Here is an 18,937-nt window from a genome sequence, read left to right as displayed (position 1 = left end):
ACGACCCAACTAGTCCGAGAGAATTCGATCGATGTCGTCGAGCACGGCCTGTCCACCCTTGGGTCCGACGCCCGTGATCCAGTAGGACTGATCCACCGCGTGCGGATTCGGCAGCGCGGCTGCATTGGCGGTGATCGACGCCGGGATCGCTTCCGGGTCCGACGGATCGGTAGCGGTGACGACGATCAGGTCCGCTGCCGCCTGGGCAGCCAGTTCGGGCGAAAGGTCGACCGAGATCTCGTCGGCCCATTCCGTCCGCGGCGGAGTGGTGAACCCTGCGCACTCGAGGGTGCTGCCGGCGAACGAAGACGGCCCGTACAAGGTCAGCTCACCGTTGCGAGGCCGGATGAGTTGCGCTGTCTCCCCTTCGGTTCCGAACTTCTCGGCAATCTCGCCGCACCGGTCGTCGTATGCGTCGAGCAGTTCCTCCGCCTGTGCCTCCCTGCCGAGTACGCGTCCGACGAACCGGACACTGTCGCGCCACGGATCGGATTGGGAGGCGATGAACACCGTCGGTGCAATGGCGGAGAGTTGGTCGTAGTACTCGGCGTGCCGGGTTTCGGTGCCGAGAACGAGGTCGGGTTGCAGGGCCGCAATGTCCTCGATGGTCGGTTCGGCCACGGTGCCGACCGTCGCGATGCCTGCCGCTTCGGCACCGAGATACGACGGCACACCGCTCACCTCACTGAGTACCGCGGTGCCGACAGGTACGACGCCGAGGGCGACGGTGGTGTCGAGTTCGACCGGCTCGAGAGTGACCACGCGCAGTGGGGTTTCCGGAACGTCGACGGTTCCCCGAACGGTCTCGATCGATCTGGCGTCACCGCTCTCGGTCGTGGCCGCAGTGGACGAGCACGCGGTCACAGCGAGCGCTACGACGACGAGCGCGAGCCCGGCAATGCGAGCCTTGAACTTCGTCATGGGTCCTCCGAAGGTGGGTTGTGCTGGATCATAAAGAGGTTAGCCTAGCCTTCAATAGCCCGATGACGATCCGGCAGCCAGTCGGTACGGTGTGACTGTGACCACTCCACGTATTCCGTCCGGAACCGCCAAGACTCTCGGGCCCGTCAACTGGGTCATCTGCAAGGTGATAGCCAAGGGTGCGGGCGTGCCGAATCCCCATCTGTTCACCACCCTCGGTCGCACCGGCGGCCTGTTTCGAGCCTGGCTGTTCTACAGCGGGCACCTGATGCCCGGCGGCAAGATCTCGCGCAAGGAATCGGAAATGGTGATCCTGCGCGTGGCCCACCTACGCGATTCCGCATACGAAATGGACCACCACATTCGGCTCGGCCGGCGCGCGGGTATCGACCGGGATCTACTCGAGTCGATCATGACCGGACCGGACGCGCCGGGACTGTCGGCGCGTTACCGCACCATTCTGACCGCCGTCGACGAGCTCATCGATACCAAATCGCTCACCGACACCACGTGGGCCGAGCTCGCTACGCAGTTCGACGAACGTCGCCTCATCGAATTCATGCTTTTGGTCACTCAATACGACGGCCTGGCAACGACTCTCGGCACCCTGCGCGTCGAACGCGACTACGGCGACCGGCCACCACGACGATGAGCGAGTCGACCGAGACGGCACTGCGCCGCGCCCTCGAGATGATCGAGCCGGAGATGCTGCGCGGACTGGCACGCACAGACGGCGGTTACGTCGAGTTGTTGCCGGACGTTCCGGCCCCGAACCCGTCGCCGGCGAGTATCGCGATGAACAATCGTGTGGTGGCAGCGATCTACGAAAAGCTGTGGCGCCCGTTCGGAGTGTCCCTGATGGGGATCGCCGGCATGTCGATGTCGGCCGAGCGCGCCAAAGCCGTCGCCGACCTTCGATTGAGCGGCCCGCAGCGTGTACTCGACGTTGCCTGTGGCCCAGGGAATTTCACAAAGTTCCTGTCCGAGGCTCTCACCGGTGACGGGCTCGCAGTGGGGTTCGACATCTCCGAGGCGATGATTGCCCGGGCAGTGCGCGACAACCGAGGCCCATGTGCGGCATACGTGCGCGGGGATGCAGCGCATCTGCCGTATGCGGAGGCGACATTCGACGCCGTCTGTTGCTACGCCGCGCTCTATCTCGTTCCGCAGCCGATGACGGTGCTGGACGAGTTGATTCGCGTCCTACGGCCGGGTGGACGCATCGCCATCATGACCAGCTGCGAGCCACGCCCGGCACCGCTCGGTTCGGTGGTGGGCTTCGGAACCGGCCTGGCGGGCGTCAGGATGTTCCCGAAGAATCAGTTCACCGATATCTTCGACCGGGCAGGTATGACCGATATCGAGCAGGAGATTCGCGGACTGGCCCAATTCGTCAGCGCCACCAAGCAATAGACGGCTGGGACGGTCTTCTAGTTCTTAGGTCCGTAATCATCTACGATCCATCGCCCGTCGTGATCGGAAACGGTCACGGCGAGAATGTTGGCCACCGTACCGCCGTCGGGCGACTGCACGTTACGGGTCTGCTGCTGCGCGAACACCGAGATCTTGTACACCCCGTCGATCTCGGAATCGACTGCTGCCGAGAGCGCCTCGCCCGAGGCGACCACCTGCGACTCGGTCATGATCGCCGTCAGTGCATCCTTCACGCCGTCGTACCGGTCCTGCAACGGTTGCGCGGCACCGTCCTTGACACTGGCGAAGAATGCATCCAGGTCGTTGTAGTCGTACGTCAGCGATCTGGTCGTGTAGTCCCGGGCTGTGTTCAATGCGATCTGCCGATCGGTCTCCTGCTGCCGCGCAGCGGCGAGATCGCCTGCCGCGGTGTGCCACAGGTAGCCGAACACCGCTGCCACCACGACGGCAACCACCGCCAGTGCCGCTGCGACAACCGTGTAGGTCGAGCGACCGGACCCGCGGGGAGTGGAGGTCGTCGACGCCTGGGGCGCAGTGGAATCCGAGGCCGTCGACGAGCTCTCGGCCGGGGTGTCGTGTTCCTGAGGGGGCGCGGTATCGGTCATGAGGGTCACTCCAGTGTGGGATAGAGAAATCGGTCAGTTCGGGATGGTCACGGCTACACGCGCGGGCCCTCCCTCCGGGAAGATTCCCCCCAGCATGTCGATGATCTTTCCGGCGTCCACCCGCAAGGGCTTGATCGGTGCCGTGTACGGCTTCAGCAACGTGGCGATCAACGCCAGGTCGGGGGATGTCGGTGTCAGGTAGCTGTCGATCTTGGCGACGAGTGGACCGACCTCGTCGTCCCACACGTCCGAGGCCACATAGGAGTACTGCTCGAACGCTTGCAGAAGACTCGACACTCCCTGGCCGGTGGACCCCACCCACGGACCGGCGTCGGTGAGTACCGGACCGTAACCGTAGGCCTGTCGGCCGAGCTGCTGGGCGTTGTCGTAGAGATGCCGGATCTCCTCGTTCTTGTCCCGCAGTGTCAGAGCGAGCAGCCTGAAAGTGTCGACGAGGTTGTCGATCTCCGGGTCGCGGCCCACCACCGCGGTGTTTGCGGTCTCCGACAGTCCCGAGATCGCACCGGTGTCGATCTGCGCCACGAGCGCATCGACTTTCCCGAGGGTGTCGCTGACGGTGGCCGAGACGAGCGTCCGATCCACCGGGATCACCGACCCGTCGTGCAGGAACGGTGCGCCTGCGTGGCGCGGTCGGATGTCGAGGTACTGCTCCCCCGCCACCGACAGGTTGGCCACGACGGCATCGGAATCGACCGGAATGCGATGGCTCGCATCCAGACTGAGAGTCACGCTCAGTCCGTCGGCGGTGACGGCGATGTCGTCGACCTCGCCGATCTTCATTCCGCGTGAGGTGACCTGTGAGGTGGTCATCAGACCGCCTGAGCTCGCCAGTTCCACGATGACCGTGTTGTGGTCGCGGCGCGGGTCCATGCCGAGAACACCGATACTCATGTAGCCGATGCCGGCCACGGTGAGTATCAACAGCGCGACGAGTGAGAACACCGTGGAGAATTTCATCGCACTATTCCGATCGATCGCAGGACGCCGATCATGTCGTCGGCCCTGGCCCCTGCGTCCGGTGCCTCTTCGGCTCGAACGGAGTCGATCGCGATGTTCGGCGTCGTGGAGAAGAAGGGCACGAGGCGCTCTCTCAGCAGAGTATTCACCTTCTCGGCGTTCATCGGGACGGTGGTGTCGGCCGACGAGATGGTCATGATCGCGGGCAGTATCACGGCGATCGCGCCGCTCAATTCCTGATAGGGCGGAGCGAGTACGTCACCGACGTGCTGCGTCCCGTAACCGAGGGCGAGGATCAAATTCACCACACTGAAGAGCACCTCGGAAAGTCCCTGAGCCCGCGATGGGCCCAGGTCCAACACCCGCGTCAGTCCCGCCTCCTGCTGTATCAGCGTATTCGAAACTCCCTCTGCTGCAGCGAGAATCCGGTCGATGTCGACGGTGTTGGCTCCGAGATCGGCAATGGCCGCACGGGCCGCAGTGTTCACCCGATCGAACATCTGTGGATCCTGCGGCACCGCCGCGTTGACGTTGTTCACCGCCTCCTGCAGTTGGACCACGTGTCCTCCGGTCACCACGTTCGACAACCCGCGCAATACGTCCTCGACGTTGTCGGCCGGCACGGTCCGTTCGAGAGGAATGAGATCCCCGTCCGCCAATTCGCCACCACCGGAATCATTCTCGGGCGGCTGGAGCGAGATGTAGATCTCGCCCAGAATTGTGCTCTGCCGAAGCTCGGCGATCGTGTTCTCGGGTAGGCGGACCGCGGCCGCCAGATCGACCGTCGCAACCGCTTTGTCGTCTTCGAGCGTCACGTGGTCCAGAACCCCGGCATCGACGCCGTCGACGACCACCTTGGCTTTGGCCGGCAGATTCAGCACGCTGGCGAACTCGATGTCCACGGTGTACTTGTCGCCGTCGACATAGCTGCCGGGGATCGGCAGATCGGCCGGGTTCACGCTGCACCCGGCGATCACCGTTCCGATCACCAGAATCGTTGCGGCCCGGAATCGTGTTCGCGTCATCGCCATCCCGCCGATCCGAGAATCAACTGCACCAGTCCGACGTCGATGACATCGCCGCGCTGCTGGTCGGCCGAACAGGTGGGGCGGTACTTGTTGATCACCGCACAGATCTCGTTCGGAGAATTGGTGTCGATCTCGAATTGCGGCGGGTGGTAAGTCAATCGGCCCGCACGCAGATCCTCGTCGTAGAGCGTCACCAACGAATCGGTCACGGCGGGGACCTGTTCGAGAATGTCCTTGATATCGCCGATACGCCCCAGCCCCACGTCCACGATGGGTATCAACTGGTCCAAAAATGCATAGATCTTGTCGCTGTACTTGTCGAGTTGTCGTTCCAGGACGGGAATGAGCTCCACCGCCAACCCCACTGCGTCGGAGAACTCGTTGGTGAATTCGGACAGCGTGATCATGCCCGCCTTCAAGTTGTCCAGCAGCTTGGCGACGTCGGGCCAGTTGACCGCGAACACGTCGACGAGCTTGTCGATATTGTCGATCAGACGTCGCACGGTGGCATCCCGGTCGGTGGGCTCACCCACCAGCACCGAGAGCTGCTGGATGGCCGAATTGAGCTGTGGCCCAGATCCGTCGAGGGCATCGTCGAGCGATCGAAGGGTGTTGCCGAGTATCTCCGGTCGATTACCGTCTGCATCGGCCGGACCGAGCAGATCCGTGGCGAGCTTCGAAACGGCATCGAAGGTCTCGCTCGCACCGAGAGGAGTCCGCGTGCGCGCCAGCGGAATGCACTCGGTTCGGTCGAAACCGGGCCCGTCGGTGTACGGCTCGGTGAATTCCACGCGCCGGTCGGTAACAATGGAACTGGACAATGTCACCGCGCCCACATCGGCCGGTAAGGCGAGGTTCTCGTCCACCTCCATGGTCACCAAGACGCCGTCGGGAACGTCCTCGTCGGTGGCGATGGACGTCACCGTTCCCACCTCGACGCCGAGCATGGAGACCGAGTTGCCCTCGTACAGGCCTACCGTGTCGGTGAATTCCGCACAGACACTGGAGGTTCGGCCCACCACATCGAGCGAACCACTCGCGGACGCAACGGTACCGGTCAGTGCGGCCACTGCCACCAGCGATACTGCGACCACGACCGGTCGCTTCCACTGTGGAGCCATCAGCACGCCCTCCCCGGAAGCGGAATACACACGGCCGCGCCGGTGACGACGCTCTGCGACTGATCGACGACCGCACCATCGGCGTCACCGTGTGCCACCAATGCGCCGATCTGGTCGGAGGCGGTCTTGACCTGGGTCAGCGCCGCATCGAAGTCGCCGAATTGCGCGAAGACCTTCTGCACTATCTCCTCCAGCTGCACCACCGAAGGCTCGATGCCCTCCTCGTATGCCATCAGGGGCCGGTGCAACAGCGCGAACAGGCGCTTCAAAAGATCGAAGGCGCTGACCACATCCGTGCGCTTGTCACCGAAGCCTTTGGTCAGAGTCCCCAGTTGCCGCACCAACTCGTCCAGCATGAGGTCATCGGACGACAGAGCCGCGGTGTACTCGTCGGACACCGCCAAACCCCTTTCGAGTTGATCGGAGCGCTGAGCGATCACATCGGTGAGTTGGGTGAGATTGTCGACCACCCGGCGAGTCGACTCCGGCTGGACGGTCAACGCCGCGTCCACCTCGGCGATGGTCGCGCGCAGTGTCGAGCCGTCGATGTCGCGGACCAACGGTGTCACCTGCTCGAGTGTCTTCGAAAGGTCGAACGGGGTCTTGGTGCGCTCCGTCGGAATGGGGGTATCGCCGAGAGGTGCCTCGCCGGCGGACACGAGCTTGACGTAGTGCCCACCGATCGGAGTCAGCAATTGCACCGAGAGACTCGAGGTATCACCGACGAAGACATCGCGATCCACTCCGAATGTGACGTCGACGTGATCGCCCGCGAGAGCCACCGTGCGCACTGCGCCGACTGCGATGCCGGCAATTCGGATCTCGTCCCCGGCCGCCAGGCCACCGGACGAGCCGAAATGCGCGACGTATGTCTTCTCGCCGAACGGCACGGCGTACACCGCTCCTGCTCCCAGCAGCAGGGCTGCAGCCACGAGCGCGCCGAGCAGACCCCACGTCAGATGCTTGCGGTTCTCGGACTGCTCGTCGCGAACGCCCTTGCGGACCGTTCTGTTCATCGGCACACCACCAAATTCTGATTACCGAGAACGATCCGACCGATTCCCGGAATATCCTGCTGTCCTCGACTACACGTGTAGGTCTGCCCCGGTTCGGGGATACTCCGGTTCAATCCGGTCAACAACGACGGGGCCAATGCCAGCACCTCCGTCACCTGATCGGTTTGCGGGATCAGCCGCCGAAGCATGCCGTCCACCGGTGCGTATCCGCCGTCGTAGGCGTCGCGCAGTTGCTCGCCCAGTCCGACCAGTGGGCCGAAGCCGTAGTTGGTCTGATCGAGGGACGACAGGACGCGATCCATCTCGGTACTCAAGCGCGATACCAGCGAGGTCAACTGCTCGACGAGGCTCGCCACCGATGCCGACTTTCCGCCGATGGTCGAGGAGATGCGGCCCAGGTTGTCGATCAGCAGGGCGATGATCGCCTCACGTTGGGTGGCGAAGGTGGTGATGGTGTCGATGTCTCTCAACACCGGCGCTATTCCGCTGCCGTCGCCCTGCACCATCCGAAGAATGTTCTGCGCGAACAGGTTCAGCTGATCGGTGTCCAATGTGTCGAAGATCGGCTCGAACCCGTTGAACAACTCGGTGATGTCGAAGGAAGGCACCGTGTTCTCGAGCGAGATGGTGGAACCGGCAGGAAGTAGCAGCCCGGAATCGGATCCCGATTGCACCAGTTCGACGTACCGCTGACCGAGCAGGTTCTGGTATCTGACGGCTGCCTGCGTTGTCTCGTACACCGACCGAGAGGACTCGACCTCCACCGACACCGTCGCCAGTGAGCCGTCGAGCTCGATCGACTCGACCTTGCCGATCTGCACTCCCGACATGCGAACATCGTCGCCCTCGTACAATCCCGATACATCGTCGAAGGTCGCTGTGTAATAAGACTTCTCACCGCTCACAGGAGTTCGCAACGCTGCGACGATCACGTATGCGCACAGCACGATCACCACGGTGAACACCACCAATTTGACGACGGTCCCGCTCACTTTGATCACCGCTCCCCCCGACTTTCGTATGCGGACACTGCGCTCGTCATGTTCGGCATCGTGCGCACGATGACGTCGAGCTGCAGTTGCGGCGCACCGTCGACCATCGGGAACGCATCGGACACACCGTCGATGACCGTCGGCACCCGGTCGTATGCCGGGGCCAATGTTCCGAGCGAGGCGGTGATCGGCACCAACAGGTCCAGAGTGGTCGAGAGCAACTTCGTCAGGTTCGGGTTGTTCGTCTCGAGCAACTTGCCCAACGGAACAAGCAATTCGTTGCTCAGGCCGTCGATGGCGTCGAGGGTGCGGGTCCGGTTGTCCATCGGCTCGTAGTAGGCGCTGTTGTCCACCACTCCCACCACCAGATCCAGCAGCGGCGGTATCAGATCGTCGATGCCCTGTCCCAGTTCGCCGCCGCGATGCAACTTGAGCGACAGCGGATCGATCTGATTCTCGGTGAGCATACGGGCGGTGTCGAAGTAGGGCTTCAGGCTTTCCGACACGTCCGAGGAGATCCGAGCCAGCAGATCCCTCAGGTGTTGCACCTGGTCGGTATCGAGCACCTCGGTCAATGCCGCGACCCGCCGAAAGACGCTGGTGACAGTGACATTGGCACTATCCGGTGCAATGGTGAGCGTCGAGTTCTCCGGAAGGGCTTCGCCCCTACCGTCGGAGATCAGCTCGATGGCCGTCGAACCGAAGACGTTGGACGACGTGAACTGGGCCTGCAGCGTCTCGGTCAATTCTGCCGATTGAGCTCCGTCGATGGACAATTCGATTCGCTGGCGACCGAATCCGAGTGTGTCGATCCGGTCGACGGTACCGATCGCAAGTCCCCTGAACTTGACCTCGGCCCCCGGGGCAAGACCATCGCCGACGGTTGCCGCATCGATGGTCAACGGGAACTTCGACTCGAAATATCCCTTGGCGTAGGCGGTGAGCAGCACCGCCACAACAGCGACGATCGCGACGACGACCAGCCCACGCGTTCTGAGCGCAGCCGGCCCGGCAGACCGTCCGGACAAATCCTCGAAAACTGCCATCAGCCCGAAATCCTTATGCCCGAATCGAATCCCCACAGCACGATCGTCAGGATCATGTCCAGAACGACGACGGCGATCAGACTCGCTCTGATCGCGCGCCCCGATGCCCGCCCCACACCCTCGGGTCCGCCGGATGCGTAGTAGCCCTGGTAGCCGTGGATCAGGATGATGGTGATGACGAATATCGTCGCCTTGAGCAGCGACCAGACGACGTCCATCGGCTGCAGGAACGCCGTGAAGTAGTGATCGTAGGTACCCGAGGACTGGCCGTTGAACACGTTGACGACCACCTGGCACGCAACGTAACTGAGAATCAACGTCAGCAGGTAGAGCGGAACGATGGTGATGATGCCCGCGATCACTCGCGTGGTGACGACGAACGGGATCGAACGAATTCCCTGCGCCTCGAGGGCATCGATTTCCTCGGAGATTCGCATTGCGCCGATCTCTGCGGTCATGCGACACCCGGCCTGCGCGGCGAAGCCGATGGCCGCGACCATCGGTGCCAGCTCACGGGTGCTGGCATAGGCGGAGACGAACCCGGTGAGCGGTTCCATGCCCACCATTCCCAGCGTGTTGAATCCCTCGATGCCGATGGAGGCCCCCACCGCGACACCCAGTACGACGAGCACCGAGACGGTGCCCCCACCGACCACCAATGCCCCACTGCCCCAGGTGATGTCGCTGAGAATCAGCATCATCTGCCGACGGTAGGTACGCACGGTATGCGGAATGGCGGTGAGCACCTGCACGCAGAAGGTCAATTGATGACCGAGCGCCTGCAGCATCGAACCGGGACCGCGCCCGAGGCGCTGGACGTACCGGCCGACCTGGACGGTGCCGTGCGGCGAGTAGCGAGATGGTGTTGCCATCGATTGGACTCCCTATCCCAGCTTCTGCGGCATGAACATGGCCACCAACTGAGTGATGACCACATTGACGGTGAAGGCCGAGATCACTCCGACGACAACAGCAGCATTGACGGCATTGGCTACGCCGCGGGGCCCGTCCACGGCGGCAAAGCCGCGCTGACAGGCGACGATGACCACGATCACCCCGAAGATCTCCGTCTTGATCAGGGCGACCACCAGATCGCCGACCGACGCGAAGGATGCAAACGACGAGATGTAGCTTCCCGGTGTGCCGCCCTGAAATCCGACATTGATCATGTACCCGGCGGCGATCCCCATGAAGATGATCAGGATGCACAACAGCGGTGCTACGAACAGAATCGCCGCGAGCCGGGGTACGACGAGGCGTCGGACCGGGTCGATGCCCATGGTCTTCAGCGCATCGATCTCGTCGCGGATCGTGCGCGATCCGAGGTCCGCGGCGATGGCCGAACCGGCGGCCCCACCGAGAAGCAGAGCGGCGACGATGGGCGCGCCCTGCCGGATCACCCCGAGACCGCCCGCGGCGCCGGCGATCGACGTGGCCCCGATCTGGTCGGTGAGCGAACCTACCTGGACCGAGACGATGACCCCGAACGGGATGGAGACAAGGATGGCGGGAACTGCAGTGACGGTGACAACGAACCAGGCTTGATCGACCGAATCACGCCATGGATGGCGCAGTCGGACGATGTCGGCAACGAGGTGAACGAAGGCGTCGAGGGCCAGCTCGAGCGCGCGACCGAAGGTACGAAATCCGGTGGACACGCGCGAGCGCCCGGCTCCGCTGACGTTCGATCGGATCGCCAACTCGACTCACCCCCCTGGTGATGTTGCGAAGCACTTGTGGGTGCTTCCGCAGCGCGCACCGAACCCCTCGGAGCGTCGCGAAAGGGAAAGTATCAGCTGGTCTCCGGGCAGGTGACGTTTTCATCACCTATCGACCTATGACTGTTCACAGAATCGATAGCACTGCTTCATGATCCGAGTTGACCATCAGAACTGAGCGCCGTCACAACGAACGGCGGCGACCACCGAAGTGGTCGCCGCCGTCGTGTTCGGGGAGAGGATCAGAAGTTGATCATGTGGCCTGCGAGGCCGTGGATCGCTTCCTGCAGCGCCTCCGACAGAGTCGGGTGCGTGTGGACGTTGCGGGCCAGCTCGTTGACCGTCAGGTCCCACTTCTGGGCCAGGGTCAGCTCGGGCAGCAGCTCCGAGACATCCGGTCCGATGAGGTGGCCACCCAGAAGCTCGCCGTGCTCGGTGTCGGCGATGAGCTTGACGAAGCCCGTCGCGTCGCCCAGGCCGTGTGCCTTGCCGTTGGCGGCGAACGGGAAGTTCGCGACCTTGATGTCCGATCCGCGAGCCTGTGCCTCCTCGCGAGCCTGATCCTCGGTGAGCCCGAAGCTGGCGACCTGCGGCTGGCAGAACGTGGCGCGGGGCATCATGCGGTAGTCGTCGATCGGCAATGTCTCTGCGCCGCCGATGGTTTCGGCAGCCACCACGGCCTGCGCCTCCGCGACGTGGGCGAGCTGAAGCTTCGCCGTGACGTCGCCGATGGCGTAAATGTGCGGGACGTTGGTCTGCATCGTGTTCGTGATGCCGATGGCACCGCGATCGGTGAGTTCGACGCCGGTCTTCTCGAGGCCGAATCCTTCGACGCGCGGCGAGAACCCGACGGACTGCATCACCTTGTCGACGGTGAACGTCTCGCTCTCACCGGACTTGTTGTGCTTGATCTCGACGGTGACCTTGGAGCCGTCGTCGTCGATGCTCTGCACGCCTGCGCCGGTGATGACCTTGACGCCGAGCTTCTTGTACTGCTTCTCGATTTCCTTCGAGACGTCCTTGTCCTCGTTCGGAAGCGCGCGATCGAGGTACTCGACGATGGTCACATCGACGCCGTAGTTCTTGAGCACGTAGCCGAACTCCATGCCGATCGCGCCGGCACCGACGATGAGGATCGACCCCGGCAGATCCTTGGTCATGATCTGCTCTTCGTACGTGACGACGTTCTTGCTCAGCTCGGTTCCCGGGAGCAACTTGGTGGTGCTGCCGGTCGCAATGATCGCGTTGTCGAACGTGATCGTCTCGGTGCCACCCTTGGTCAGCTCGACCTCGATGGTGTTGGCGTCGGTGAACGTGCCCTGGCCGTCGTACTCGGGGATCTTGTTCTTCTTCATCAGGAAGTGGATGCCCTTGACGCGTCCGTCCGCGACCTTGCGGCTGCGGTCGAATGCCGCGCCGAAGTCGAAGGACGCTTCACCCGAAATGCCGAACAGCTTGGCCTCTTTGGTGAAGAGATGCGCCAACTCGGCGTTACGGAGAAGGGCCTTGGACGGGATGCAGCCGACGTTCAGGCACACACCGCCCCAGTACTTCTTCTCGATGATGGCAGTGCTGAGTCCGAGTTGTGCCGCGCGGATAGCAGCGACGTACCCACCGGGACCGGCTCCGAGGACAACGACGTCATAGTGTGAGGTCACGAGTCCCCAGCGTAGTCGTGCTCTGCCGCACTGTCTCGACCTGGTCTTCGTTACCCGCCGGTAGCCTCCGGTCGGCCGACCGACCCGAGGACGCGTCTGCTGCTAGAACTGTGGAATGGCAATTTCGGACGACCCGTACCTCTGGCTCGAAGACGTCACCGGCGACGCTGCGCTCGCGTGGGTACGCGAGAAGAACGAGGTGACGGTCGAGGCGCTGAGCGGCACGGCCTTCGACGCCACCGAGGCGAGCATCCGAGAGATTCTCGACACCGATGCCCGCATTCCGTACGCCCGCCGCCGTGGGCAGTTTCTGTACAACTTCTGGCGCGACGGCGAGCACGTCCGCGGCCTCTGGCGTCGAACCACGATGGACGAGTACCGAACCGAGAATCCGGTATGGGACGTGCTGCTCGATCTGGACGCGCTGGCCGAGAGCGAGGGCGAGAATTGGGTGTGGGGCGGAGCCCAGGTGCTGCGTCCCGACCAGAGACTGGCGCTGGTCACTCTGTCCCGCGGCGGAGCCGACGCGACGGTGGTTCGTGAGTTCGACCTCGACTCCCGCACGTTCCGCGCGCCGGAGGACGGCGGATTCGCACTACCCGAGGCCAAGACCGACATCGGCTGGATCGATGCCGACACCGTCTTCGTCGGAACGGATTTCGGGGACGGTTCACTCACCGAATCGGGCTACCCGCGGATCACCAAGCGGTGGCGGCGCGGCACCGACCTCGTCGAGGCCGAGACCGTCTTCGAGGGAGAAGCCCAGGACATCTCGATCTCCGCCTGGCACGATCGAACCCCCGGCTTCGAGCGTGACTTCGTTCAGCGGGCCACCGACTTCTACAACTCCGAGACCTACCTACTCGGCGGGTCCGCGTTGACCCTGATCCCGACGCCCACCGACGCGTCGACCTCGGTGCACGAGAACTGGCTGCTGGTTCGGACGATGACGCCGTGGACCGTCGGCGACACCACTTACCCGGCCGGCGCACTGCTCGCTGCGGACTTCGACGAGTTCATTTCCGGTACAACATCTTTGACGGTGTTGTTCGCGCCGGACGAGCACACATCCCTGCATCAGTACGCGTGGACCGAGAATCATCTGCTGCTGGTGACACTGCAGGACGTACGAACGCAGTTGCACGTCCTCACCCCTCGTGCGCGTTCTGCGTACCTGGAGGGGCGCAAAACGCGCACGACGGAGTGGGACACCACCACCGTCGACGGGTTGTCCGACCTGACGTCCACCGAGATCATCGGTACGGACGCCGAGGAGAACGGCGACGAGTTCTTCCTGTCGTCCTCCGGCTACCTCACTCCGGCGACACTGCTGCTCGGCACGGTGGGGGCCGAACTGGAGATCCTCAAGCAGACCCCGGCGTTCTTCGACGCCGACGGCATGACGGTGGAGCAGTTCTTCGCCCGCTCGGACGACGGAACACAGATCCCCTACTTCGTCGTCCGTCGCGTCGACGCCGGTCCCGGCCCCACGATGCTGTACGGCTACGGCGGCTTCGAGATCTCGATGACTCCCGGCTACAGCGGCGCAACCGGACGAGCATGGCTCGAACGTGGTGGCACCTACGTCGTCGCCAACATCCGCGGCGGCGGTGAGTACGGGCCGTCCTGGCATACCCAGGTACTGCGTGCGGGACGTCATCTGGTGCACGAGGACTTCGCAGCGGTGGCGCGTGATCTCGTCACCCGGGGCATCACCACCACCGAGCAGCTGGCAGCTCAGGGCGGTAGCAACGGCGGCCTGTTGATGGGCATCATGGTGACGAAGTACCCGGAACTGTTCGGCGCGTTGGTATGTCAGGTACCGCTGTTGGACATGAAGCGTTACCACCTGCTGCTCGCAGGCGCGTCCTGGGTGGCCGAGTACGGCGATCCGGACAACCCCGACGAGTGGGAGTTCATCTCGCAGTACTCCCCCTATCAGAACGTGGTGGCCGCGTCGGAGCGGCGGTATCCACCGATCCTGATCGCGACCTCGACGCGGGACGACCGGGTCCACCCCGGACATGCTCGCAAGATGGCGGCTCGGTTGGCCGAACTCGGTCACGATGTGAACTACTACGAGAACATCGAGGGCGGACACGGCGGGGCGTCGGACAACGCGCAATTGGCCTTCAAGACGGCGTTGACCTACGAGTTTCTGTGGCGGCACCTCGCTCGCAGCTGACGGTCAGCCGGCGAGAGCGTCCTCGAACATCGGCCACGAGTTGTGCAGATCGGTCTCCCAGTAACCCCACGAATGGGTCCCCCGATCACGGAGCTCGAAGTGGGCCGGAATATCGAGGCGGCCGAGAGCAGTCTGCAGACGCCGCGTGCAGTCCCCCGTTGCCACCTCGATAGCGCCGCCCACGATCATCTGGTTGAGCAGTACGAAGCCCGGTCCGTTGGGATTGGTCCCGTCCAGAGTGTCCGATGCTCCCGCCAGACCGCTGCCGTTGGAGATGTACAGCTCGGTTCCGCGCAACTTCTCGGCGTTGACGACCGCGTCGTTGCGAATCCAGTCGGGATCACCGTCGGGGCCCCACATGTTGGTCACGTCGGTTCCGAGAGCCAACGACGCGACGGTCTTGACGTACGCCTTGCCCAACGGGTCGGTTGTCGAAGCACAGCCGCTGTACGAGCCGACGGCCCTGTAGAGCCCCGGATTCCGAATCGCCAGATTCAGCACCGATGTCGCCGCCATCGAGATACCGGCAATTGCGTTGCGACCGTTGGTCTTCAGCAGGTCATCGATGAGCGGGGGCAGTTCGTCTGCCAGGAACGTCGCCCACTTGTTACGGCCCTGTGCGGGATCGTCGCGCTGCCAATCCGTGTAGTAGGAGTACGCCCCACCGACCGGAGTCACCACGTTGACGTTCTTGTCGGCGAAGAAGGACACGACATCGGTTTGGGTGTACCAGTCCATTCCGTCGAGTCCGCCGCCCGCACCGTTGAGCAGATACAGCGTGGGGCTCGGTGCCGTCCGGTCGGGTGAACGCAGAATCTTGAGCGGAATCGTTCGATCCATCGCTGCCGAGTGGACGAACGCGGTCATGGCAACGTCGTCGGCAGCCTCGGTGCGCACCACGTAGGACGCCGTCGATGGAATCGGCAGCGAGTCGACAGGCGCGGCGAGTGCGAGAGGCTGCATCGCAGCCGTCATGCAGGCAACCGCGCACAGTACTGCCATTCCGCGTCCGGTCGAACGAGCGAACCCGACCCCACCCCTTCGTCGACGAATCGAATCCCCCACGCCGTTCATGTCGTGCCCACTAACGTCGTCGAACAATTGTTGGTTCAAAAGCTTTGTACACCAAAACGAACCGGAAGTATGTTGAAATGACGAATAGTGTGCGAAAAACCGAAAGTTAATTCAAGTGGACTACCTGCGCATCCACTCGGCCACGAGGTCGGCCACCACGGTGGGGTTACGGATCCAGCCGTTGTGACCGAGAGGCTCGTCCACGTGCTTCGAGGTGACGTCAGCATGAACGAGCTTGCGGACGAGGTTGTCCATCGACCCGCGCGGTGCGAGGTCGTCACCTTCGATGGTGATCGCAAGCACCGGAAGCGTCAGCCGACCCATACGTTCCTCGTAGTCCATGTCCGCCCCCGCCGGCTCGATCGATCCGGTGCGTGCGAATCGGGACCAATCGTCGATGAGGACGCGTGACTGACGACCGAAGCCGCCGATACCGATTCGGTCACCCGGCCAGAAGCCGGCGATGCTACTGGTGATCGCCATAGCGGCAGCGCCCACGTACAGCGGGACGCCGCGGGTCGTACCGAAGCCACGGTGATACGGCGAGCCGGACGCCACCAGAATCAATCCGCCGAGCCTGCCTCGGATACGGGCGGCGTACATCGACCCGAGCTGCCCACCCATGCTGTGACCGAGAAGGTAGGGGGTCGCTTCCGGGAACTGCTCCCGAACCACCTCGAAGATCGCGGGAAAGTCGACCGACACCAGTTCCTGATACCCGTATCTGCTCGACGAGCTCGGCTTCGGCTCACTGTCACCCTGACCGCGAAGATCGCCTATCGCAGCATGAAAGCCGCGCGCGACGAGCGCCTCGGCAAACAGCCGGTAGTAGCCGCCGGGGATCCCGAGACCCGGCAGAATCACGATGACGGGCGCATCGTCTCGACCCTCGCCCGGAAACAGTGTCACCGGCACCGTCGAACCGTCGGGCATCTGAATAGGAACCGTCTGCATCGGCCCACCTTATGACGTGGGCCCGTGCAGCCGACTAGAGGATGATCGGGTGGAAGCTACCCGTAGACCAGCTGAACCAGAACAGCTGACTGTTGATGAAGCCGACGATGGATTCGAGCATGATGCCCCCCGGAGTTCCCGTCGATGCCCGACGCACCGGCGATCTATTCAGGTCTACCGGATCGGCGACGAATCATCGACTGATGCAGAGCTTTTCGGTCGAACGAATGACACTTCGAAACCTCGAAAGCCGGGTCCGACAGCATGTCGGGCCCGGCTTTCGGTCGCGGTTCAGCTGGGAAGCGTGCCGGGGATTTCGACTACGCCCGAGCCGCTGCCCTCCGAGCTACCGAGAGCGAGCAACTGCAGCAGGATTGCGAGCAATTCCATTGAAAACTCCTTCAGGAAAGCGGGATTCGATGCTGCGACAACATCGTGGAAGAACGTGGGTCCGAAAGACAGCGGCTCCGATCGGGCGTCACGGCCAGGGGCCGACGGCGTGGAGCCAGGAATGTCAGTCGGAAGAAGAACTGATACCCGAGAAGAGCTGGAGGAGAATTGCGAAGAGGTCACCGAGTTCAGCGGACATGCGACAGGCTCCTTGATAGAGGGGGATGCAGATCGAACGTGACGGTCGTCACTCGATTACCTCTGCAAGAAGATTTGTACCCGATCGGATTACGTTCTGTATACGCATTAGTGACTAAAAGTCGAAAATCTTAGTGAGCCATCACAAAACGGTCACGGTGTCGCCGATGCCGCGGCCGCCCCCGACGGCGACCGCGACATTATCCGACTGCTTAAGCGGCGCTACCGGACGTCAGCACGCCGACGATCTGGTCGACGATTGCATCGACGATGCCGTCGTAGACTCCGGTGGCGATGTCGGTGAAGAACTGCGCTGCTGAACCCATGAGAACTCCTGATGCTCGTGTGTACGTACAGCCGTAGGTAGTACGACCTTCTTCGTTCTTACCGCACACACATCTTCGGTGCAGTACCCGGTACCAACTCGAGACGCCGAAGAGTCGGTACCGCAACTACTTACCGGCCAGCACACTGCATCGTCGACGAAAACTATTCGCCGATCACGTCTTTGGCGCGACCGACAAGCAGTGGGTCTGTTTCTCCGACTATTTCGGGGTCCTTGTTGGCATAGTCGAATTTGTTGAGCACAAAACGCATTGCATTGATGCGGGCGCGCTTCTTGTCGTTGCTCTTGACGATCGTCCACGGTGCGACGTCGGTGTCGGTGGCGCGAAAGTTCTCTTCCTTCGCCGCGGTGTACGCATCCCATTTGTCCAACGATGCGAGGTCCATGGGCGAAAGTTTCCATTGCCGCACCGGGTCGACCTGCCGAATAGCGAAGCGGGTGCGCTGCTCGTGTTGCGAGACCGAGAACCAGAACTTGGTCAGGCTGATGCCCTCGTCCACGAGCATCTGCTCGAACAACGGAGCCTGCCGGACGAACTGGGCGTGTTGCTCGTCTGTGCAGAAGCCCATCACGCGTTCCACACCTGCCCGGTTGTACCAGGACCTGTCGAACATGACGATCTCGCCGGCGGCAGGCAGATGCGCGATGTAGCGCTGGAAGTACCACTCCGTCGACTCACGGACCGACGGCTTCTCGAGGGCGACGACACTGGCACCGCGGGGGTTCAGGTGCTCCATGAAGCGCTTGATCGTGCCACCCTTACCGGCGGCGTCCCGGCCCTCGAAAATGATGACGTGGCGTCGACCGGTGTCCTTGGTCCACATCTGCAGCTTCAGAAGCTCGATCTGCAGCAGTCGCTTCTCGAGGTCGTACTCCGCCCGAGTCATGCGTTCGTCGTACGGGTAGTTCTCCCGCCAGGTATCGACGACGTGCCCGTCGGGGACCGTCAGCAGAACCGGATCGTCGTCATCGGAGTCGTCGACGGTGTAGCCCGATGTGTCGGCAAGATCAACTGCCTTGGTGATGTCGAGCAGATCGCTCAGGTTCGTACGTGAAGCCTCACCGTTGCGGAGATCGTTGTCGGTCATGTGCCGAAAGTTAGTGCTCATCGGTGACCAATCCATGGCGATTCGGTGAACACCGCACGCCTTCGGCCGCTGCACGTCGCTCCCGGCCCGCAAGGGGGACGGGCCGGGGCGACGCCCGCACGGCCGATCGAATGCGACCGTAGCCCTCACCGAAGGTTTCGGTCCAGGCCTCGGCGCGGAAAAGT

Annotated in this window: 18 protein-coding genes; 3 read left to right on the top strand and 15 right to left on the bottom strand. The window is 62.9% G+C overall.

Features of this window, described 5'->3' with window-relative positions:
• Window positions 1–9: 9 nt before the first annotated feature.
• Window positions 10–921: an ABC transporter substrate-binding protein gene (locus tag ASG84_RS00400; protein ID WP_057475088.1), complete on the bottom strand. Its 912-nt coding sequence runs from the start codon at window positions 919–921 to the stop codon at window positions 10–12.
• 91 nt (window positions 922–1,012) lie between these two features.
• On the opposite strand from ASG84_RS00400, the gene ASG84_RS00395 reads away from it, so the two are divergent.
• A complete protein-coding gene (locus ASG84_RS00395; RefSeq protein ID WP_057475087.1) occupies window positions 1,013–1,573 on the top strand; it encodes a carboxymuconolactone decarboxylase family protein in 561 nt (186 codons plus the stop codon).
• Window positions 1,570–2,334, top strand: a complete 765-nt coding sequence (locus tag ASG84_RS00390) for a class I SAM-dependent methyltransferase (RefSeq protein ID WP_082520704.1) — start codon at window positions 1,570–1,572, stop codon at window positions 2,332–2,334. The genes ASG84_RS00395 and ASG84_RS00390 overlap by 4 nt, the downstream gene beginning before the upstream one ends.
• A 17-nt stretch (window positions 2,335–2,351) precedes the next feature.
• Here the strand turns inward: ASG84_RS00390 and ASG84_RS00385 are convergent, their stop codons facing one another.
• From ASG84_RS00385 to lpdA, 10 genes are all read right to left on the bottom strand, one after another.
• Entirely contained in the window at window positions 2,352–2,960 is a 609-nt protein-coding gene (locus tag ASG84_RS00385) for a hypothetical protein (protein ID WP_057475086.1), read from the bottom strand.
• 33 nt (window positions 2,961–2,993) lie between these two features.
• The gene (locus ASG84_RS00380; protein ID WP_057475085.1) at window positions 2,994–3,938 is read right to left on the bottom strand and encodes an MlaD family protein; all 945 of its coding nucleotides are present in this window, start codon (window positions 3,936–3,938) and stop codon (window positions 2,994–2,996) included.
• Window positions 3,935–4,963, bottom strand: a complete 1,029-nt coding sequence (locus ASG84_RS00375) for an MlaD family protein (RefSeq protein ID WP_162248299.1) — start codon at window positions 4,961–4,963, stop codon at window positions 3,935–3,937. Before ASG84_RS00375 ends, ASG84_RS00380 begins: the two co-directional genes overlap by 4 nt.
• Window positions 4,960–6,087, bottom strand: coding sequence for an MCE family protein (locus ASG84_RS00370; protein ID WP_156399328.1), 1,128 nt, complete (start codon window positions 6,085–6,087; stop codon window positions 4,960–4,962). The genes ASG84_RS00375 and ASG84_RS00370 overlap by 4 nt, the downstream gene beginning before the upstream one ends.
• Window positions 6,087–7,103 carry an MlaD family protein gene (locus tag ASG84_RS00365; RefSeq protein WP_057475473.1) on the bottom strand — a complete coding sequence of 339 codons (1,017 nt, stop codon included), beginning with the start codon at window positions 7,101–7,103 and terminating at the stop codon, window positions 6,087–6,089. Before ASG84_RS00365 ends, ASG84_RS00370 begins: the two co-directional genes overlap by 1 nt.
• The gene (locus tag ASG84_RS00360; RefSeq protein ID WP_235581472.1) at window positions 7,100–8,095 is read right to left on the bottom strand and encodes an MlaD family protein; all 996 of its coding nucleotides are present in this window, start codon (window positions 8,093–8,095) and stop codon (window positions 7,100–7,102) included. The genes ASG84_RS00365 and ASG84_RS00360 overlap by 4 nt, the downstream gene beginning before the upstream one ends.
• Before the next feature lie 5 nt (window positions 8,096–8,100).
• Complete coding sequence (locus ASG84_RS00355; protein WP_057475081.1) at window positions 8,101–9,141, bottom strand: MlaD family protein; 1,041 nt, start codon at window positions 9,139–9,141, stop codon at window positions 8,101–8,103.
• Window positions 9,141–10,013: an MlaE family ABC transporter permease gene (locus tag ASG84_RS00350; RefSeq protein WP_057475080.1), complete on the bottom strand. Its 873-nt coding sequence runs from the start codon at window positions 10,011–10,013 to the stop codon at window positions 9,141–9,143. The genes ASG84_RS00355 and ASG84_RS00350 overlap by 1 nt, the downstream gene beginning before the upstream one ends.
• Window positions 10,014–10,025: 12 nt before the next feature.
• Entirely contained in the window at window positions 10,026–10,841 is an 816-nt protein-coding gene (locus ASG84_RS00345) for an MlaE family ABC transporter permease (RefSeq protein WP_057475079.1), read from the bottom strand.
• 260 nt (window positions 10,842–11,101) lie between these two features.
• On the bottom strand, window positions 11,102–12,517 hold the full coding sequence (gene lpdA, locus ASG84_RS00340) for a dihydrolipoyl dehydrogenase (protein ID WP_057475078.1): 1,416 nt from the start codon (window positions 12,515–12,517) through the stop codon (window positions 11,102–11,104).
• 115 nt (window positions 12,518–12,632) lie between these two features.
• Here lpdA and ASG84_RS00335 point away from each other — a divergent pair, with 115 nt between their 5' ends.
• Window positions 12,633–14,702, top strand: coding sequence for a prolyl oligopeptidase family serine peptidase (locus ASG84_RS00335; RefSeq protein WP_057475077.1), 2,070 nt, complete (start codon window positions 12,633–12,635; stop codon window positions 14,700–14,702).
• 3 nt (window positions 14,703–14,705) lie between these two features.
• Here ASG84_RS00335 and ASG84_RS00330 read toward each other — a convergent pair whose 3' ends face one another.
• The 4 genes from ASG84_RS00330 to ppk2 form a co-directional block, all read right to left on the bottom strand.
• Window positions 14,706–15,704 carry an alpha/beta hydrolase gene (locus ASG84_RS00330; RefSeq protein WP_057475472.1) on the bottom strand — a complete coding sequence of 333 codons (999 nt, stop codon included), beginning with the start codon at window positions 15,702–15,704 and terminating at the stop codon, window positions 14,706–14,708.
• Between the two features lie 192 nt (window positions 15,705–15,896).
• Window positions 15,897–16,730: an alpha/beta hydrolase family protein gene (locus ASG84_RS00325; protein ID WP_057475076.1), complete on the bottom strand. Its 834-nt coding sequence runs from the start codon at window positions 16,728–16,730 to the stop codon at window positions 15,897–15,899.
• Between the two features lie 34 nt (window positions 16,731–16,764).
• Window positions 16,765–16,887, bottom strand: a complete 123-nt coding sequence (locus ASG84_RS28495; protein WP_268793463.1) for a hypothetical protein — start codon at window positions 16,885–16,887, stop codon at window positions 16,765–16,767.
• A 920-nt stretch (window positions 16,888–17,807) separates the two neighbouring features.
• Complete coding sequence (gene ppk2 / locus ASG84_RS00320; protein WP_057475075.1) at window positions 17,808–18,752, bottom strand: polyphosphate kinase 2; 945 nt, start codon at window positions 18,750–18,752, stop codon at window positions 17,808–17,810.
• Between the last annotated feature and the right edge of the window lie 185 nt (window positions 18,753–18,937).

Source organism: Rhodococcus sp. Leaf278, assembly GCF_001426085.1.
Taxonomy (GTDB): domain Bacteria; phylum Actinomycetota; class Actinomycetes; order Mycobacteriales; family Mycobacteriaceae; genus Rhodococcoides.
Note: the sequence above shows the minus strand (reverse complement) of the source record. Positions and strands in the feature narration are given on the sequence as shown.

What these genes read in the sequence shown, in the direction of transcription:
- ASG84_RS00400 (WP_057475088.1), bottom strand. Translation starts at nt 921, where the DNA reads ATGACGAAGTTCAAGGCTCGCATTGCCGGGCTCGCGCTCGTCGTCGTA.
- ASG84_RS00390 (WP_082520704.1), top strand. Translation starts at nt 1,570, where the DNA reads ATGAGCGAGTCGACCGAGACGGCACTGCGCCGCGCCCTCGAGATGATC.
- ASG84_RS00385 (WP_057475086.1), bottom strand. Translation starts at nt 2,960, where the DNA reads ATGACCGATACCGCGCCCCCTCAGGAACACGACACCCCGGCCGAGAGC.
- ASG84_RS00380 (WP_057475085.1), bottom strand. Translation starts at nt 3,938, where the DNA reads ATGAAATTCTCCACGGTGTTCTCACTCGTCGCGCTGTTGATACTCACC.
- ASG84_RS00375 (WP_162248299.1), bottom strand. Translation starts at nt 4,963, where the DNA reads ATGACGCGAACACGATTCCGGGCCGCAACGATTCTGGTGATCGGAACG.
- ASG84_RS00370 (WP_156399328.1), bottom strand. Translation starts at nt 6,087, where the DNA reads ATGGCTCCACAGTGGAAGCGACCGGTCGTGGTCGCAGTATCGCTGGTG.
- ASG84_RS00365 (WP_057475473.1), bottom strand. Translation starts at nt 7,103, where the DNA reads ATGAACAGAACGGTCCGCAAGGGCGTTCGCGACGAGCAGTCCGAGAAC.
- ASG84_RS00355 (WP_057475081.1), bottom strand. Translation starts at nt 9,141, where the DNA reads ATGGCAGTTTTCGAGGATTTGTCCGGACGGTCTGCCGGGCCGGCTGCG.
- ASG84_RS00350 (WP_057475080.1), bottom strand. Translation starts at nt 10,013, where the DNA reads ATGGCAACACCATCTCGCTACTCGCCGCACGGCACCGTCCAGGTCGGC.
- ASG84_RS00335 (WP_057475077.1), top strand. Translation starts at nt 12,633, where the DNA reads ATGGCAATTTCGGACGACCCGTACCTCTGGCTCGAAGACGTCACCGGC.
- ASG84_RS00330 (WP_057475472.1), bottom strand. Translation starts at nt 15,704, where the DNA reads ATGGCAGTACTGTGCGCGGTTGCCTGCATGACGGCTGCGATGCAGCCT.
- ASG84_RS00325 (WP_057475076.1), bottom strand. Translation starts at nt 16,730, where the DNA reads ATGCAGACGGTTCCTATTCAGATGCCCGACGGTTCGACGGTGCCGGTG.
- ppk2 (WP_057475075.1), bottom strand. Translation starts at nt 18,752, where the DNA reads ATGACCGACAACGATCTCCGCAACGGTGAGGCTTCACGTACGAACCTG.